The sequence below is a fragment of the Mesorhizobium sp. W050 genome, assembly GCF_054719535.1.
The window spans coordinates 1,262,967-1,279,932 of the sequence record NZ_JBTTIH010000001.1; the positions used below are offsets into that span (position 1 = coordinate 1,262,967).

Here is a 16,966-nt window from a genome sequence, read left to right on the forward strand (position 1 = left end):
TGGCCGGGATGACCGTTGCGCTCGCAGCCACCTTCGCACCAGCCGTCCGGCTCGACCATGCCGGCCGCCACGACCAACCCATCATCGATGCCCGCAACATCGAGGTCGCCTTCAAGGTCGAGCACGGCGTCGTCGACGCGGTGAAGGATGTCTCGTTCCAGCTCTATCGCGGCGAGACGATCGCCATCGTCGGCGAGTCCGGTTCCGGCAAGTCGGTGACGGCGCGCGCTGTCATGGGGCTCTTGTCGAAGCGGGCCACCGTGTCGCCGAACTCGACCATCGACTATTGCGGGCAGGACATACTGAAATTCCCCGAGAGCGCCCGGCGCAAGCTGCGCGGCAATCGCATCTCGATGATCTTCCAGGAGCCGATGAGCTCGCTCAACCCGATCTATACGGTCGGCAGTCAGATCGTCGAGGCGATCAGAGTGCATCGAAAGGTCAGCCGCAAGCAAGCCTGGGCGCGGGCGCTCGAGCTTTTGCGGCATGTCCAGATCCCCGAGCCGGAAGCGCGCATCAAACAGTATCCGCACCAGATGTCGGGCGGGCAGCGCCAGCGCGTGATGATCGCTATGGCGCTCGCCAACGACCCTGATGTGCTGATCGCCGACGAGCCAACGACAGCGCTCGACGTCACGGTGCAAGCACAGATCCTCAATTTGATCCGCAATCTGCAAAAAGAACTCAGGATGGCGGTCATCCTGATCACCCACGACCTTACCGTGGTGCGGAAATTCTCGGACTATGTCTATGTCATGCAGCATGGCGAGATGTGCGAGCACAACGTTACCGAGCGGCTGTTCGCCGACCCGCAGCATGCCTATACCAAGCGGCTGCTCGCGTCCGAGCCGCACGGCAAGCCGCAGCCGCTGCCGGAAAACAGCGGCACCATCCTCGAGGCCCGCGATATGCGCGTCTGCTTCATGCTGCGCCATGGCAGCTTCCTGAAGCCGGACTGGCGCGAACTGGTCGCCGTCGACGATCTCGGCCTGAAACTTTGCCGCCACGAAACACTGGGGCTGGTCGGCGAATCCGGCTCCGGCAAGACCACGTTCGGTCTCGCCTTGCTCAAGCTCACCGAGGCCAAGCGCGGCGAGGTCAGCTTCGACGGCCAGCCGATCCACGGCCTGTCGCGCGCCGGGATGCGGCCGCTGCGCTCGCGCATGCAGGTCGTTTTTCAGGATCCGTTCTCGTCGCTTAACCCGCGTATGACGATCGGCCAGATCATCGAGGAAGGGCTGGTCGTCAACAGGATCGGCGCGACACGGCGCGAGCGGGTCGGTCGGGTGCGCGACGCCCTGGTCAGCGCCGGCATGCCCGGCGATATCCTGTCGCGGTTCCCGCACGAATTTTCCGGCGGCCAGCGGCAGCGCATCGCCATTGCCCGAGCCATCGCGCTGGAGCCCGAATTCATCCTGCTCGACGAACCGACATCGGCGCTCGACCTTTCGGTGCAGGCGCAGATCATCGACCTGTTGCGCAAGCTGCAGGACGAACGCGGCCTTAGCTATCTCTTCATTTCGCACGACCTCAAGGTCGTGCGCGCGCTCTGCCACCGTGTCATCGTCATGCAGAACGGCAAGATCGTCGAACAGGGACCCGTGGACGAGGTCCTCACCCATCCCAAGACCGCCTACACCGAACGGCTCGTCAGGGCCGCCTTCGACGTGGCGTAGCAAAGTGCCGGAGGTTTAATAGTGGCAAGACATCCCAGGATCACCTTCATTGGCGCGGGTTCGACCGTGTTCATGAAGAACATTGTCGGCGACGTGCTGCAGCGGCCATCGCTGTCAGCCGCGACGATCGCGCTGATGGACATCAATCCGCAGCGGCTGGAAGAGAGCGCCATCGTCGTCAACAAGCTGATCGCAACGCTGGGCGTGAAGGCGAAGGCCGAGACCTATTCCGACCAGCGCAGGGCGCTCGCCGGCGCCGACTTCGTCGTCGTCGCCTTCCAGATCGGCGGCTTTGAGCCCTGCACCGTCACCGATTTCGAGGTGCCGAAGAAATACGGCCTGCGCCAGACCATTGCCGACACGCTCGGCGTCGGCGGCATCATGCGCGGCCTCCGGACCGTGCCGCATCTGTGGAAGATCTGCGAGGACATGCTGGCCGTCTGCCCCGACGCGATCATGCTGCAATACGTCAACCCGATGGCGATCAACACCTGGGCGATTTCAGAGAAATTTCCTGACATCAAACAGGTCGGCCTCTGCCATTCGGTGCAAGGCACAGCGATGGAACTGGCGCACGATCTCGACATTCCCTACGACGAGATACGCTACCGCTCGGCCGGCATCAACCACATGGCCTTCTACCTGAAGTTCGAGCACCGGCAGCCGGATGGCTCTTACCGCAACCTCTATCCGGACCTCGTCCGCGCCTATCGCGAGGGCAGGGCACCGAAGCCGGGCTGGAACCCGCGGTGCCCCAACAAGGTGCGCTACGAGATGCTCACGCGGCTCGGCTATTTCGTCACCGAAAGCTCCGAGCATTTCGCCGAATACACGCCCTATTTCATCAAGGAAGGCCGCCCCGACCTGATCGACAAGTTCGGCATTCCGCTCGACGAATATCCCAAGCGCTGCATCGAACAGATCGAGCGCTGGAAGGGCCAGGCCGAGGCCTATCGCTCGGCCGACCGCATCGAAGTCGAGCAATCGAAGGAATACGCGTCCTCGATCATGAACTCGGTGTGGACCGGGGAGCCTTCGGTGATCTACGGCAATGTCCGCAACAATGGCTGCATCACCTCGCTGCCGGACAATTGCGCCGCCGAGGTGCCGTGTCTGGTGGACGCCTCCGGCATCCAGCCGACCTATATTGGCGAGCTGCCGCCGCAACTCACCGCGTTGATACGCACCAACATCAATGTGCAGGAACTGACGGTGCAGGCGTTGATGACCGAAAACCGCGAGCACATCTACCACGCGGCGATGATGGACCCGCATACGGCGGCCGAACTCGATCTCGACCAGATCTGGGCGCTGGTCGATGAGTTGCTGGCGACACATGGCGACTGGCTGCCGACCTGGGCGCGTGGGAGCGCCAAGGTCCGGGCCGCCTGAGCGCTGCTGCGGCGGTATCTACTCCACCGTCAGGCCTCCGGTGGCGCCGGCAACCGGTGGCGCAGTTCCTGGACCAGCACGCGCTCGTTCTCCGAATAGTCGATCGGAACGACGACGAGATGGACGCCACCGCCGGCAAAAGCCTGTTCAAGCGTCGATTGTATTTCTGAGACGGCGCCGACCCTGGTTCCCTTGGCGCCATAGGCCTCGGCATATCTGACGAAATCGGGATTGCCGAAGGTCATGCCGAAATCGGGGAACCGGTCGACCGCCTGCTTCCAGCGGATCATGCCGAAAGCATTGTCCTCGATGATCAGCACGACGAGGTTGAGCTTCAGCCTGACGGCGGTTTCCAGTTCCTGGCTGTTCATCATGAAGCCGCCATCGCCGCAGATCGCCATGACGCGGCGTGCGGGATAGAGCATCGCGGCCGTCATCGCCGAGGGCAGGCCGGCGCCCATCGTGGCCAGGGCGTTGTCGAGCAGCAAAGTGTTGGCGACGCGCGTGCGGTAATTGCGCGCGAACCAGATCTTGTACATGCCGTTGTCGAGCGCCAGGATGCCATCGGCCGGCATCACCGCGCGCACGTCATGAACCAGACGCTGCGGCGTGAAACGGTCTTCGGTGGCGCGGGCGGCAATGCGGGTCAAAATGCCTTCGCGCAATGGCAGCAACGCTTGCGCGTTGGGGATCTTGCCCTCGATCCGGTCGGCAAGCAGCCTGAGCGAAGCGCCGATGTCACCGATCACTTCGGTCTGCGGGAAATAGACCTGCTCGACATTGGCTGGCTGGTAACCGACATGGATCACCTTCGGTCCCTTGTCGCCCATAATGAAGGGCGGCTTCTCGATCGTGTCGTGGCCGATGGTGATGATGAGGTCGGCCTGTTCTATCGCCTCATGCACATAGTCGCGCTCCGACAGCGCCGCTGTGCCCATGTAGAGTTCGGTGCCGCCGGGCACCGTGCCCTTGCCCATCTGGGTGGTGAAATAGGGAATGCCGGTTCTGATGACGAACTGGGCGAGGTCGGAGGTCGAGCGCGGCCGCGACGCGGCGGCGCCCAGCATCGCCAGCGGCCGCTGCGCCTTGATGATCATCTCAGCGGCACGGTCGAGCGCCAGCGGGCTGGCCAGCGGAAGCTCGACCGGATGCGGCGGGATCAGCGCGACATCATCGCACTCCTCGGCCGCGATGTCTTCGGGCAGTTCCAGATGCACCGGCCCCGGACGCTCCTCCTCGGCAATCCGAAACGCTTCGCGCACCACGGCGGGAATGGTCTTCGCCGAGATGATCTGACGTGACAGCTTGGTCAACGGCTTCATCGCGGCGACGATGTCGACGATCTGGAAGCGGGCCTGGCGCGACGAGCGGATGCCCTTCTGCCCGGTGATCATGATCATCGGCATGGCGCCGAGCAGCGCATAGGCGGCACCCGTCGTCAGGTTCAGGGCGCCGGGTCCCAGCGTGGTGATGCACACACCTGGCTTGCCGGTGAGCCTGCCATGGGTGGCGGCCATGAACGCCGCCGCCTGCTCATGACGGGTGAGGATGAGCTGGATCGAGGATTTGCGGATGGATTCGACGACGTCCAGGTTTTCTTCGCCGGGAATGCCGAAGATGCGATCGACGCCCTCATTCTCGAGGGCGGCAACAAGCAGGTCAGAACCTTTGGGCACGAAGCATCTCCTGGGCAAAGCGGCGGCGAACCGCGTCGGGATATGATCAGACATAGTGCTGGCAAAGCCCTAGCGCGAGGCGCGGCCGCCGCCAATATCGCTCTGCCTTACAGATCCTTCCGTTTCCTGAATTGGCCGGGCGAGACGCCGGCGTGGCGGCTGAAGGCGGTGGAGAAGGCGGCTTCCGAGCTGTAGCCGACCGCCTCGGCGACTTGGCCCAGGCTCTTGCCCTCGTGCAGCAGCCGGCTGGCCTGCCGCATGCGGCAGCCGAAGAGATAGGCCATGGGCGCTTCGCCGACGAGATCGCGAAAGCGGGCGGCAAAGGTTGCCCTGGAGAGCCCGACCGCGCGTGCCAGGGTCTCGATCGTCCAGTCGTGGTCATAGGCTTCATGCAGGGTCGCGAGCGCTCTGGCGATCGCGGGGTCCTGCAATCCCCTCAGCCAACCTGGATTGTCCATGCTTTCCAGACCGGAGCGCAAGGCGCGCGTGACGATGGCCCCAGACAGGCGAGCCATGACTACGTCGCTGCCGGGACCTTCGTCGGTCGCTTCCACCAGCAAGGCCTCGACATAGCCACGCAGCCATTTGGGCAGACGGCCATTCGATCCCCGGATGTGAACGATGCGCGGCAGGCCGGCAAGTGCCGGATGGTCGGCGTCGCGAAAGGCGAAGGCGCCGCACAGGATGACGGTCTTTTCGCCTTCGCCGCCGCTGCGAATACGCCCGGCTGCGGTTTGGGTCGCCAGTTCGGCGGCGGGGACGTTCGCGCTTTTGAGCGCGCCGGGCGACCGCAGCACATGCGGATCGGCGCGCGGTGCAATGATCAGGTCGCCGGCATCGAGAGGCTCGACATCTTCCTCACCGAACACCGCCTCGCATCGCCCCTTGATGACGACGTGAATGCCGCGAAGCCCAGCCTGGCTGAACGAGATCGCCCAGGGCGCGGCCAGTTCGAGGCGCCGGTACCCGGCGGCTGCGAAGTGCAATTCGCGCATGAGGGTAGCCAGGAGGTCCACGCTTCGCTCCAGAAACAGACGATCGATATATCAATCCAGACGCTGTCGAATAGCGCGCCGGCCTTACTGGACCTAGCTATGCCCGACAGGCCGCTTGTCGGCGATAACGAAACTCAGGAGTTATTCATGCCGCCAATCGAGCTTTTTGTCGCGCAGCTTTGTCCCTATGCGCACCGTGTCAGGCTCGCCCTTGCCGAGAAAGGCCTGCAGGCGACGGAAATCGAAATCGATCTGCGCAACAAGCCGGCGTGGTTCCTGAAACTCACGCCGACGGGAAAGGTGCCGCTGCTGCGCCATCAGGGGCAATATGTCAGGGAGTTGTCGATCATCTGCGAATATCTCGATGATGCATTCCCCGAACGGCCGATTTTCCCCAGGGATGCTCAGGCCCGCGCTGAGGCGCGCATCTGGATCAGCTTCGCCGACACGCAGCTTTACGCCCGGACGGCAACCATGATGCACACTTCCGACGCTATGGTTCATAAGCGGATCAAGGCCCAGCTTGCCGACGATCTGCGCTTTGTGGAACAGCATGCCTTCGCCCTGCGAGGGGCGGACGAACGGTTTTTGCTGGGCTCGGAATTCAGCGCCGCCGACATCGCCTTCTATCCCTGGTTCGAACAGCTGTGCGTGCTTGAGAAATATCTGGGCTTCGTCATGCCGACCGAATGCGAGCGCCTGCTGCGGTGGCAGGAAACGGTTGCCGCCAGGGAGGCGGTGCGGACCTGCGCCAGGTCGCCCGGCTTCTACCTGGAATCCTATGGCCCGCTTCTCGCGGCCTGAGACGAGCGGGCAAACGGAAAAAATTCCTCACTATGGTGCTGCAAGGTCAGTCATTTGCTTCTTGCGGCAGGCGCAAGCCTGTAAATATGCGGTATGAAACCCCGCCGCGAGAGGTGAGAGAAACATGCCCAATCCAACCGTCGTCGGGTTTTCCGGCAATTTCACCAGGCCGTCCAAGACGCGTGGTTTTGTCGACCAGGTTGTCAGGGATATTGCGCGCCAGCATGGCCTGTCGGCGAGCACCTATGACATCGAAGACCTCGGCCCGTCGCTCGGCGCTGCCAAATGGGCGCGCGATCTCGACGGCCAGTCCCGGGCAGTCTTCGACAGCGTCGTCAATGCCGATGTGCTGGTGGTGGGGTCACCGACCTACAAGGGCAGCTACACCGGCCTGTTCAAGCACTTCTTCGACCTCTTCGATCCCGCTTCCTTGCGCGGCAAGCCGGTGGTGCTGCTTGCCACCGGCGGCAACGATCGCCACGCGTTGATCGTCGAGCACCAGTTGCGGCCGTTGTTCGGCTTCTTCGAGGCGCTGACGCTGCCGACAGGGGTCTATGCCACGGACAAGGACTTTTCCGACGGCGTGCTGCGGGCCGAACCCATCCTGAAGCGCGTCGATCAGGTTGTCGGCGAGGTCGGGCTGGTGCTGGCCAATCGCTCGGCAGCCGGCGTTGCTGCCGGATAGAGCGAGGCGAGCGGGCCGCCTCCGGCTTTGCTCGGAGTGAATAAAATGGGAGCGATCCGGCTGAAAAACGCCAATGCCGGAAGGTTCCCGGTCATCCTGAGCGGCGATGACAAAGGGGTTTTGGCCAACTGCGAAATCCATCTCAGGCGGATTTCTCGCGACAACTAGTTCCTGTCCGCCGGCTTCGAACGCATCCTTGACACCGTCTCGCGCTCGGCGCGCTTGGAGCGCAGAGGCGGCAGGCCGCGGTCGATCAGGTCCATGTCCTCCAGCACCATGTCGCCCATGCGCTTGAAGGCGATGTCGAGCGCACCGGCGCGGTGGGCGGAGCGCAGGAAGCCGGGGATCGTGCGGACCGGATGGTCCTGCGCTAGCGGTTCTTCTGGGAAGACATCGCTGGCGGCGACGATGTGGCCGCTTTTCACCGCCGCCATCAGGGCAGGGAAGTCGACGACGCCGGCGCGGCTGAGCAGGATGAAGGCGGCGCCCTTGCGCATACTTGCAAAGGCCTCAGCGCCGAGGAAACCCTGGTTCTCCGAGGTCACCGAAGCGACGACGAAGACGAAATCGCTTGATGTCAGCACCTCGTCCAGCGAGGCCGGCTTGACCCCATTGTCGATCAGGATCGACGGCGGCAGCCAAGGGTCGAAGACCTTGGTGCGGGTGCGAAAACCCGACAGCAGCCGGTTCAGCGCACGGCCGAGATCGCCGAAGCCGATGATGCCGACATCGGCGCCGGACAGAAGCCGCGCCGTCAAATTGCCGTCACCGCCCCACAGCTCCTCGCCTTTGCGGAAGGCGAGGTCAGCATCGACGATGTTGCGGGCGAGGTTGAGCGCCATGGCGAGGCCAAGCTCGGCCACCGGCTCGGCGAAGACGAGGCCGGTGGTGACGACATGGATGCCGCGCACAAACAGCGTCTCATAGGGCATGTTGTTGATGAGGTTGGTCTCGACATTGAAGACGCAACGCAGCGCCTGCATCTGGTCCAAAGTCTCGGGCGAGATCGGCGGCTGGCCGATAATATAGCGGGCTTCGGCCAGCACGTCGGCGGGCAAGTTCGCCACGCCCTCGGCCGTCGTCTCGACGACGCGGTAATGCGCCTTGAGGCGCGCCAGCTGCGGTGGGGTGAAGATCAGGTCGAGCGTGCGTGGTTCCGGCGCGCTGATGACCAGCGGCAAGGCCTTGTTTGGCATGACGATTCCTCCCCGGCGCGATCCGCATCGCGTATTTTGCTTTGCACTTGTGGTAGTCCCAAAACCACTTGCCGCTTTCCGGCGGCATGTGCTTGAGGGGTAAAATACCCACCATCAAACGATTTACAACTCCGGGAGGGGCCGCCGATCGCGCGGCTCGAGCCTTGCCGGGTTTTGATGCGGGAATCCGTTGGCTCGCCAGGCAACGGCCCTGAGGGCTCCTTTCCTTCTCCCCCTGTGAGAGAAGGTGCAGTCAAAACGGATAGTGCTGCCCCGGATCCTCGATCGTCAGCCAGCGCAGGTCGGTGAACTCGGCGATCGAGGCCTTGCCGCCGAAGCGGCCGTAGCCTGAACCCTTGACGCCGCCGAACGGCATTTGCGCCTCGTCGCCGACGGTCGGGCCGTTGATGTGGCAGATACCGGCTTCGATGCGCGCGGCAACCGCCATGGCACGGCGGATGTCGCGGCTGAACACGGCCGAGGACAGGCCGTATTCGGTATCGTTGGCGACACATACCGCTTCGTCCTCGCCCTTGACGCGGATCACCGGCTTGACCGGGCCGAAGGATTCTTCCGAATAGACGCGCATCGCCGGCGTCACGTGGTCGAGCAATGTCGCCTCGACCACGGTTCCGGTGCGCTTGCCGCCGGCCACAAGCCTGGCGCCCTTGGCGACGGCGTCGGCAACCAGTTCTTCCATCTTGTCGGCGGCCTGGCTGCTGATCAGCGAACCGAGCACGACATGGCCGCGCGGGTCACCGGCAGGCAGCTGCGCCGCGCGGGCGGCGAGCTTGGCGACGAACTCGTCGGCGACCTTTTCATCGACGACCAGACGCTCGGTCGACATGCAGATCTGGCCCTGATGCATGTAGGCGCCGAAGGTCGCCGCATTGACCGCCGCATCGATGTCGGCATCGTCGAGCACGACCAGCGGCGCCTTGCCGCCGAGTTCGAGCAGCGCCGGCTTCAAGTGACGGCCGGCGAGTTCGGCAATGATTCTGCCGACCTTGGTCGAGCCGGTGAAGTTGACACGCCTGACTGCAGGGTGCGCGACCAGTGCCTCGACGATTGCCGCTGCGTCCTTGGGGTCATTGGTGACGACATTGATGACGCCCTTGGGCAGGCCGGCCTCGACCAGCACCTGGCCGATCAGCCGGTGTGTGCCTGGGCACATTTCCGAAGCTTTCAGCACAACCGTGTTGCCGCAGGCGATCGGCATGGCGATGGCACGGGTTCCGAGGATGACCGGTGCATTCCACGGCGCGATGCCGAGGCAGACGCCGGCCGGCTGGCGGATCGCCATGGCCAGCGTGCCGGGCTTGTCGGAGGGAATGACCTCGCCCGAAATCTGCGTCGTCATGGCGGCTGCCTCGCGCAGCATTTTGGCGGCGAGCATGACGTTGAAGCCGGCCCAGGGGCCGGTGGCGCCGGTTTCTTCCATCATCAATCTGGTGAATTCGCCGACCTTGGAGTCCATGACATCGGCCGCCTTGGACAGAAAAGCGCGGCGCTCGCCCGGTCCGGTCTTCGACCAGCTCTTGAAGGCGAGGGCCGCGGCTTCCACCGCGGCATTGGCGTCGGCGATGCTGGCTGCGGCAGCGCGGGTGGCCAGCTTGCCGGTGAACGGGTCCATGCGCTCGTAAGAGGCGGAGCCTGACGCATCCCTTTTGTCGCCGTCGATCAGAAGTCCGATGTCCATTGTTCTCTCCCTCGCTCGCCGTCGAGCGTCTTTTCTATCTATTATCGACCACGATCTGATCCGAACACCGGCTCCCACTTTTCGGGATCATGGTCTAGAAGCCGAGCACCTCGGCATTGATCGATGCTTCAAGCCCACCGTCAACCGGCACATTGGCGCCGTTGACCCAGCGTGCGCCGTCCGAGCACAGGAACAGCACGACAGGCGCGATGTCGCCCGAGGTTCCGGCGCGCCCGACCCTGGCGATGTCGCTGTCGACGCGGGCGTCACCCAGCACATTGCGGAACTGTTTGAGGATCGGCGTCTCGACCGGGCCGGGGCTCACTGCATTGACGCGGATGCCGCGGCTCCTGAACAGGTCCTGATGTGCGGCGCGCTGCGTCCACAACAGCAGCAGTTCCTTGGAAACGGAATAGCCTTCCTCGTTCTTCACCTGATGGTCGGCGACCACCTCCGCCACATCGGGAAAGCCTTCGATGCCGATCATCGATGCCGCGCGGTTGAGATTGGCGCGCCAGCCATAGCCGGCGATCGAGGCGACGTTGACCACGGCGCCGCCTTCACGAAGTCTTGGTGCGAGGCCTTCCGAGAGCGCGCGCAGGCCGTAGAAGTTGACGGTCAGTGTCGACACCGCACCGGTGTTGCCGGGGAGGCCGGCGACATTGCAGAGCGCATCGATGCGCTCCGGCAGGCGCCCGATGAGATCGACGACGCCGGCCTTGAACGAGATGTCGGCCTTGACGAAGAAGCCGACCGGTGCGGCAGGTTCACGCACGTCGACGCCGATCACGTCAGCGCCCAGTTGGCCGGCAAGTTCCGCGGTGCGGGCGCCGATACCGGACGCGACACCGGTGATGAGGATGGTCTTGCCGAACAGCATGGTCACGCCTTTTCACTATGTGTTGCGGTCTGTTGCGGCGAAGGCGTGGCGTCGCCATCTGCGGCGTTTGGCGGGAGCCTGACACGGTAGCCGACCGGCAGCAGGCGCAGGCCAAAGCGCTCCTCCAGCGTTCCCCACAGGCCGCGCGGCAGGAAGAGCGAGAACAGCACCGCCGTGGCGCCAAGGCCGATCAGATACCAGACGCCGGTGCCGCCGAACCAGGTCTCGATGAGGAAGAACAGCAGCGCACCCAGAATGGCGCCCTCGAAGGTGCCGATGCCGCCGACCAGCACCATGAAGATCATGTAGGCGGTCCACTGGACGTTGAAGTAGGTTTTCGGCTGGAAGGTGATCGACGTGGCCAACCACAGCGCGCCGGCCATGCCGATGCCGAAGGCGGCGAGCACGAAGAGCAGCCGCTTGGTTCCGGTGACGCGCACGCCGACCGATGCCGCGGCCTCCTCATTGTCCCTGATGGCGCGGATGGCCGCACCTGTGCTGCCACGCAGCAGGCTAAACAGGGTGGCGAGCAGCGCCGTCATCGCGGCCAACGCCAGCCAGTAGATCGTCGCCCGCCTGACGCCGGCGTCATAGACGTTGAGCGAGATCAGCGACGTCCCGGTCTCGCCTTGCACCAGCCGGTCGAGATTGACCAGGAGATGGGTGAGCGCCGCGATCACCCACATGCCGATGGCGAACTCGCCGTTCCTGAGCCGCAGCATGAACAGCGACATCGGCCAGGAGATCGCGCCGACAATGATCGCGGAGACGAACAGCGAAGCGAACGGGTTGAGGCCGGCATCGGCCAGGCGGATGGTGAAATAGGCGCCGAGGCCGAAGAACACTTGCTGTCCCACCGAAACCAGCCCGCCGAAGCCGGCCAGCGCGTTCCACATCGCCGCCAGGATCACATAGATGAACAAGGCGGTCACGCGGTCGACGGCGCCGGCCGAAAGGAAATGCGGCGCGACGCCAAGTAGCGCGATGATGACGACGACCGCAATCGCCGAGATGCGCGAGGCGGAGGTGCCGCGCTCGATAACGGGGGCGTTTAAAACCGCGCTCATGATGCTTTCCTCGCGGGCAGGCGCAGCAGGCCGCGCAGGCCGAGGCCGGAGGTGGAGAGCCGGATGAACAGCACGATCAGGAAGGCGACATGGCCGCCGATCAGAAAACCTTGCGGATGGATCTGCGCGCCGAGCGTCTGGGCGAGCGCCAGAACGATGCCGCCGACCAGCGTGCCCCATTGCGAACCGGCGCCGCCGATCACCGCCGCCTCGAAAGCGAACAGCAATTGAGGTGCGCCGGTATAGGGATCGAAGGTGGCGCGCATGCCGAGGAAGGCACCGGCAAGACCGACCGTGACCATGGCGATGGCGGCGGCGAGGGCGTTGGCGCGGCGCGCATCGACGCCGACGAGACCGGCCGTGTCGGGATCTTCCGACGTGGCGCGGATCGAGCGGCCAAGCCTGGTGTTGGTAAGGAACAGCTGCAGTCCGCCAAGCAATATGACGGCGGCGGCGAACATGATCACGGCAAGCTTGCCGACATAGATGCTGCCCGGCCATTCCCAGGAATCGTAGGAGAGGCTGCCGATATAGGGCGCCAGCGAACGTGTGTCGGCGCCGAACTGCTCGAACAGCGCATTGTCGATGACGATGGCGAGGCCGAACGTGGTCAGGATCGGCAGCAGCGCGCCTCCGCGGGCGCTGCGCTCGAGCAGGAAGCGCTGCAGCGCCCAGCCGATGGCCGCCATCAGCGGCAGCACGATGAGCAGGCCGACGAAGGGCGAGATATGGAATTGCGAGGCGAGCCACCACAGCGCGTAGGCGGAAAACACGGCCAGGCTGCCATGCGCGAGGTTGATGATGCGCATCACCGAAAACATGAAGGAGAGGCCGCAGGCGATCAGCGCGTAGTAGCCGCCGAGCAGGATGCCCTGGACGATCTGGTTGCTCATGCCGGCACACTCCCGGCGCTTTTTCTGTGCAGGCCGAAATAGGCTTTCGTCACTTCATCGCGGGACATGCCCTTGCTCGGGCCTTCCAGCGCGACGCGTCCTTCGAGCATGCAGATGACCTTGTCCGAGACCGAGAGCGCGCGATTGAGGTCCTGTTCGACCAGGATGATCGTCGTGCCGGAGCTGATCAGCCCTTGCAGCGAAGCGTAGACGCGATCGACCACCAGCGGCGACAGGCCGAGCGAGACCTCGTCGAGCAGCAGCAGCTCCGGATTGCTCATCAACGCGCGGCCGATGGCGGTGGCCTGCTGCTCGCCACCGGAGAGATGCCCGGTCTTGGCGTGGCGGCGCGGCTTCAGATTGGGGAACGTGTCGAGCACCCTTTCCACGCTCCAGTCGCCGGGCCGGCCGGCGGTCTTGCCGAGCAGAAGGTTCTCCTCGACCGTCATCTGCACGAACAGCTTTCGTCCTTCCGGCACCAGCGCCACACGACGCGCTTGTGCGACGGCACGCCGGTGATGTCGGCGCTGTCCAGCAGCACACGGCCGGCAGTCGGCTGATGCGCGCCGGCGATTGCCCGCAGCAGCGTCGTCTTGCCGGCGCCGTTGGCGCCGACCAGCGCCAGCGTTTCGCGGCGCTCGATCGTAAAGCTCACACCGCGCACCGCCTGCAACAGGCCGTGGCGGACGACCAGATTCTCGATTGCGAGCAGGCTCATTTCGGGCCTCCACCGAGATAGGCGCGCACGACTTCGGGATCGGCCATCACGGCTTGCGGCTCGCCATCGGCAATGATCTTTCCGGCATCCATGCAGATCAGCCGCTCGGCCACCTGCAGCAGGATGTGGACGATGTGCTCGATCCAGACGATGCCGATCTTGCGGCGGCGCAATTCCTTGATGGTATCGACGAGTTCGCTCGCCTCGCCATCGGTCAGTCCGCCGCCGATCTCGTCGAGCAGAAGCAGGGTCGGCCTTGCGGCAAGCGCGCGGGCCAGTTCCAGCCGCTTGCGGTCGAGCAGGCCGAGTGTCTCGGCGCGTCGGTTGGCGACGCCCAGCATGCCGCACAGTTTCAGCGACGCCAACGCCGCTTCATAGGCCTCGTCGCGGGCGAGACCCGCCCCATGCGACGCGGCGACGAAGACGTTTTCGAACGTGGTCATGCCGCTGAACGGTTTCGGCACCTGGTGCGTGCGCACCAGGCCGAGACGACAGCGCGCCGTGGCCGGCAGCGCCGTCACGTCGCCGCCCTTGAAGGCGACCGTGCCGGCGCTCGGCGGGAAGGCGCCTGACAAGATGCTGAGCAGCGTCGTCTTGCCGGCGCCGTTCGGGCCGACGATGCCGACGGCCTCAGCGGCATTCATGGCGAAGTCGACATCGTCGAGCACCACCAGCGCGCCGAAGCGTTTCTGGATGCCGGCAGCGCGGAGGATCGCGGCGTTTGCTGAACCGTTCACGATGCGACCCCCGTAGCCGTCCGTCAGCCGTTATACGGCTGGAGCTTGGCCTCGACCGGAACCTTCGGGTCGGTGGCGTTCTCGGTCACGACGTAGTCGAGCGGGAATTTGCCGCCTTCCTTGGCCGCCACCCATTGGGTGCCGATGATCGGGCCGGGAGAGACATTGGCGACCGGGCCGCTGGTGAAGTCGACCTTGCCGATCATGGTCTCGGTGTTGAGCGTGCTCAGCGCCTTGGCGACGGCCGCCTTGTCCTTGGCGTCGGTGCTTGCCTTCAGGGCCTCGAAGCCGGCGTCGAGCAGCGACATCGAGGCGCCGAGCTGCTGCGTCCATTGCTTGCCGCTGGCGGCCTCATAACCGTCGGCCAGTTCGGTCCCCGAAACGCCGGTCAGCGGCGACTTGTAGGGGAAGGCCTTGTGCCAGTAAGCGGCGCTCGAAATCTTGTTGCCGAGATCGCCGAGCGCCTCGATGTCGGACGGGAACAGCCCGGTCTTGGCGACCTGGCAGATCTTGATCTGCTTGATCAGGCCTTGCTGCGCGGCCTGGCGCCAGAAGGCGGCGAAGTCCGGCGGGATCGGGAAGGAGTTGAAGATCTCGACGCCTTCCTGCTTGAACAGAGCGATCTGCGAGGAATAGTCGGTGGTGCCGGTCTCGTAGGCGCCGGGATCGACGATGGTGAAACCCTGCTTTGCCAGCAACGGCGCCAGATGGGTGCGGATGGCATTGCCGTCGGCGTCGTTGGGATACATGACGCCGACCTTCTTGTTGGTCTCGATCAGGTTCCATTGCGAGATGTAGGTCCGGAAGAACTCGTCGACGCCGAAGCCGAAATGATAGGTCCATTTGAACGGCGAGGGTTCGCCGGGCTTGGCGCCGCGGCCGAAATACCAGGCCTCCCACGGCATAACGGTGGAGAGGCAAGGCACGCCGGCGGCTTCGCAGGCGTCGGCGACCGGGTTGATCACCTCCGGCGTCGACACCGCCAACATCAGGTCGACGGCCTGGTTGTTGATGAGGTCCTTGGCGAGCTGGCCGGCGCGCGACGGGTCGGATTGCGTGTCCTGGTCGATGATCTCGACACTGTATTTCTTGCCGCCGATGTCGAGGCCGTTGGCGAGCGCCTTGCGGGCGAGATCGAGCACATAGCCGTCGGTCTGGCCGAAGCCGGCGAGCGGCCCGGTGCGCGGGCTGACAAAGCCGACCTTCAGCGTGTCGGCGGCCTGCGCGAATGCCTGGCCGCGGCTGAGCGCAAGTGCCGCGCCGCCGGCGAGCGATGTGGCGATGAACTGGCGCCGCGAGACGCCGGATTTGCTTGAGGTCATGCTGGTATTCCTCCCTTTCCTGACGGCACCTGGAGGTCACCGCCGGCCTGCTCAAAATCGATGCCGCCCGTTCTTAAGATCGGAGATCGCCCCGGCAGGCCTTGAGGCGGCAGCGGAACGCCGCCAATGCCGATAACGGCACGATTTCGATCCTCCCATCGTCACAGTGCCCTAGGTGTTTGGTTTGGTAAAATGATATTTTGCGGTGTTTCGTTAACCAACAGGTTATGGAAATACGGCTGAAGGCCCGCTCTGCGCCAGATTGGCGAAAGGTGCTCAGGCGTTCTGGCTGGCCGCCTCGCGAATTGTCTGCAGCAGGATGGTGAAGGCCGGCGAAGGCGCAGTGTCGGTCCGCATCGTCAGGCCGACCGGCCCTTTGGTTTCCTCGGTGTTGACGGGCAAGGCGACGAAGGCGCCGCTGGAGAGTTCGTTGGCGACGACGCCTGTCGATATGATCCAGACCGCATTGCTTTGGCGCAGGAAGGCACGGCCGAAGGAATCCGAGACGGTCTCGATCTCGGTCGCAGGCGCCGTCATGCCGTTGGTGATGAACAGGCGGTCGACGAACGGGCGGATGACCGACTCCCGCGTCGGCATCAGCACCGGGAATTCATCGAGCCGGGCGAAGATGTCCTGGCCCGGCTGCAGCAGCGGATGGCCGGCCCTCACCACGAACAGCACCGGTTCGGAATAGAGATGCTCGAAGAAGAAGCCGGTCATGTTTTCCGGCGCCGCAAGCCGGCCGACGACGAGATCGAGCGCACCGACGCGCAACTGTTCCAGCAGGACCGCGTTCTCGCCGGTGACTATCTTGATCGCAGCACCGGTATTTTCACTCAGGAACAGGCTTATGGCGCGTGGCATCACCTTGGCCGACACTGTCGGGAGCGCGCCGATGCGGATCGGATGCCGGTTGATGGCGCCGTCCTGGCGGACGGAATCGACGCCGCGCTTCAGTGCCGTGATCGCCGTGCCGGCATGGCCGAGAAAGATTTCGCCAAGCCGCGTCACCCTGATGCCGCGGCCGTCGCGTTCGACGACAGCGATGCCAAGCGCCTCCTCCAATTCGCGCAACGTCTTGGTCACGGCCGGTGGGCTGACATGGAGAAAGTCGGCCGCCCTCGCCACGCTGCCTTGCCGCGCTACCTCAAGGAATGCCTGCAGGTGACGGAACCTTATGCGGCTTTCGGACATGTTCTCATAACCTAGCAGTTAATGAAACGGCG

Annotated in this window: 14 protein-coding genes and 1 pseudogene; 4 read left to right on the top strand and 11 right to left on the bottom strand. The window is 64.4% G+C overall.

Annotated elements, in window-relative coordinates:
* The first annotated feature begins 8 nt into the window (after positions 1 to 8).
* Positions 9 to 1,676: an ABC transporter ATP-binding protein gene (locus ACYG9Y_RS06050; RefSeq protein ID WP_023739498.1), complete on the top strand. Its 1,668-nt coding sequence runs from the start codon at positions 9 to 11 to the stop codon at positions 1,674 to 1,676.
* Between the two features lie 21 nt (positions 1,677 to 1,697).
* Positions 1,698 to 3,068 (top strand): alpha-glucosidase/alpha-galactosidase, encoded by a 1,371-nt coding sequence (gene melA / locus ACYG9Y_RS06055; protein ID WP_352608518.1) that lies wholly within the window; start codon positions 1,698 to 1,700, stop codon positions 3,066 to 3,068.
* Between the two features lie 29 nt (positions 3,069 to 3,097).
* Here melA and ACYG9Y_RS06060 read toward each other — a convergent pair whose 3' ends face one another.
* Both ACYG9Y_RS06060 and ACYG9Y_RS06065 read right to left on the bottom strand, forming a co-directional pair.
* Positions 3,098 to 4,744 carry an acetolactate synthase large subunit gene (locus ACYG9Y_RS06060; protein ID WP_023739496.1) on the bottom strand — a complete coding sequence of 549 codons (1,647 nt, stop codon included), beginning with the start codon at positions 4,742 to 4,744 and terminating at the stop codon, positions 3,098 to 3,100.
* A 107-nt stretch (positions 4,745 to 4,851) separates the two neighbouring features.
* Positions 4,852 to 5,739: an AraC family transcriptional regulator gene (locus ACYG9Y_RS06065; protein ID WP_023739495.1), complete on the bottom strand. Its 888-nt coding sequence runs from the start codon at positions 5,737 to 5,739 to the stop codon at positions 4,852 to 4,854.
* A gap of 147 nt (positions 5,740 to 5,886) precedes the next feature.
* Here ACYG9Y_RS06065 and ACYG9Y_RS06070 point away from each other — a divergent pair, with 147 nt between their 5' ends.
* Together ACYG9Y_RS06070 and msuE are read left to right on the top strand one after the other, a co-directional pair.
* Complete coding sequence (locus ACYG9Y_RS06070; RefSeq protein ID WP_460223107.1) at positions 5,887 to 6,543, top strand: glutathione S-transferase family protein; 657 nt, start codon at positions 5,887 to 5,889, stop codon at positions 6,541 to 6,543.
* 124 nt (positions 6,544 to 6,667) lie between these two features.
* Entirely contained in the window at positions 6,668 to 7,228 is a 561-nt protein-coding gene (msuE, locus tag ACYG9Y_RS06075; protein ID WP_023739493.1) for an FMN reductase, read from the top strand.
* Positions 7,229 to 7,392: 164 nt separating this feature from the next.
* Here msuE and ACYG9Y_RS06080 read toward each other — a convergent pair whose 3' ends face one another.
* The 9 genes and pseudogenes from ACYG9Y_RS06080 to pcaQ form a co-directional block, all read right to left on the bottom strand.
* Positions 7,393 to 8,424 (bottom strand): hydroxyacid dehydrogenase, encoded by a 1,032-nt coding sequence (locus tag ACYG9Y_RS06080; RefSeq protein WP_023739492.1) that lies wholly within the window; start codon positions 8,422 to 8,424, stop codon positions 7,393 to 7,395.
* 253 nt (positions 8,425 to 8,677) lie between these two features.
* On the bottom strand, positions 8,678 to 10,123 hold the full coding sequence (locus ACYG9Y_RS06085) for an aldehyde dehydrogenase (protein ID WP_023739491.1): 1,446 nt from the start codon (positions 10,121 to 10,123) through the stop codon (positions 8,678 to 8,680).
* Between the two features lie 94 nt (positions 10,124 to 10,217).
* Positions 10,218 to 11,003 (bottom strand): coniferyl-alcohol dehydrogenase, encoded by a 786-nt coding sequence (locus ACYG9Y_RS06090; RefSeq protein WP_023739490.1) that lies wholly within the window; start codon positions 11,001 to 11,003, stop codon positions 10,218 to 10,220.
* Positions 11,004 to 11,005: 2 nt separating this feature from the next.
* Complete coding sequence (locus ACYG9Y_RS06095; protein ID WP_023739489.1) at positions 11,006 to 12,070, bottom strand: branched-chain amino acid ABC transporter permease; 1,065 nt, start codon at positions 12,068 to 12,070, stop codon at positions 11,006 to 11,008.
* Positions 12,067 to 12,963, bottom strand: a complete 897-nt coding sequence (locus ACYG9Y_RS06100) for a branched-chain amino acid ABC transporter permease (protein WP_023696245.1) — start codon at positions 12,961 to 12,963, stop codon at positions 12,067 to 12,069. Before ACYG9Y_RS06100 ends, ACYG9Y_RS06095 begins: the two co-directional genes overlap by 4 nt.
* A pseudogene (locus ACYG9Y_RS06105) lies at positions 12,960 to 13,681 on the bottom strand (ABC transporter ATP-binding protein). Before ACYG9Y_RS06105 ends, ACYG9Y_RS06100 begins: the two are co-directional and overlap by 4 nt.
* Positions 13,678 to 14,352, bottom strand: a complete 675-nt coding sequence (locus ACYG9Y_RS06110) for an ABC transporter ATP-binding protein (RefSeq protein WP_444848975.1) — start codon at positions 14,350 to 14,352, stop codon at positions 13,678 to 13,680. Before ACYG9Y_RS06110 ends, ACYG9Y_RS06105 begins: the two are co-directional and overlap by 4 nt.
* An 89-nt stretch (positions 14,353 to 14,441) precedes the next feature.
* Positions 14,442 to 15,740: an ABC transporter substrate-binding protein gene (locus tag ACYG9Y_RS06115; protein ID WP_023739488.1), complete on the bottom strand. Its 1,299-nt coding sequence runs from the start codon at positions 15,738 to 15,740 to the stop codon at positions 14,442 to 14,444.
* Positions 15,741 to 16,016: 276 nt separating this feature from the next.
* Positions 16,017 to 16,934 carry a pca operon transcription factor PcaQ gene (pcaQ, locus tag ACYG9Y_RS06120; RefSeq protein WP_023685275.1) on the bottom strand — a complete coding sequence of 306 codons (918 nt, stop codon included), beginning with the start codon at positions 16,932 to 16,934 and terminating at the stop codon, positions 16,017 to 16,019.
* Between the last annotated feature and the right edge of the window lie 32 nt (positions 16,935 to 16,966).

What these genes read in the sequence shown, in the direction of transcription:
- ACYG9Y_RS06050 (WP_023739498.1), top strand. Translation starts at nt 9, where the DNA reads ATGACCGTTGCGCTCGCAGCCACCTTCGCACCAGCCGTCCGGCTCGAC.
- ACYG9Y_RS06065 (WP_023739495.1), bottom strand. Translation starts at nt 5,739, where the DNA reads ATGCGCGAATTGCACTTCGCAGCCGCCGGGTACCGGCGCCTCGAACTG.
- ACYG9Y_RS06070 (WP_460223107.1), top strand. Translation starts at nt 5,887, where the DNA reads ATGCCGCCAATCGAGCTTTTTGTCGCGCAGCTTTGTCCCTATGCGCAC.
- msuE (WP_023739493.1), top strand. Translation starts at nt 6,668, where the DNA reads ATGCCCAATCCAACCGTCGTCGGGTTTTCCGGCAATTTCACCAGGCCG.
- ACYG9Y_RS06080 (WP_023739492.1), bottom strand. Translation starts at nt 8,424, where the DNA reads ATGCCAAACAAGGCCTTGCCGCTGGTCATCAGCGCGCCGGAACCACGC.
- ACYG9Y_RS06085 (WP_023739491.1), bottom strand. Translation starts at nt 10,123, where the DNA reads ATGGACATCGGACTTCTGATCGACGGCGACAAAAGGGATGCGTCAGGC.
- ACYG9Y_RS06090 (WP_023739490.1), bottom strand. Translation starts at nt 11,003, where the DNA reads ATGCTGTTCGGCAAGACCATCCTCATCACCGGTGTCGCGTCCGGTATC.
- ACYG9Y_RS06095 (WP_023739489.1), bottom strand. Translation starts at nt 12,070, where the DNA reads ATGAGCGCGGTTTTAAACGCCCCCGTTATCGAGCGCGGCACCTCCGCC.
- ACYG9Y_RS06100 (WP_023696245.1), bottom strand. Translation starts at nt 12,963, where the DNA reads ATGAGCAACCAGATCGTCCAGGGCATCCTGCTCGGCGGCTACTACGCG.
- ACYG9Y_RS06115 (WP_023739488.1), bottom strand. Translation starts at nt 15,740, where the DNA reads ATGACCTCAAGCAAATCCGGCGTCTCGCGGCGCCAGTTCATCGCCACA.
- pcaQ (WP_023685275.1), bottom strand. Translation starts at nt 16,934, where the DNA reads ATGTCCGAAAGCCGCATAAGGTTCCGTCACCTGCAGGCATTCCTTGAG.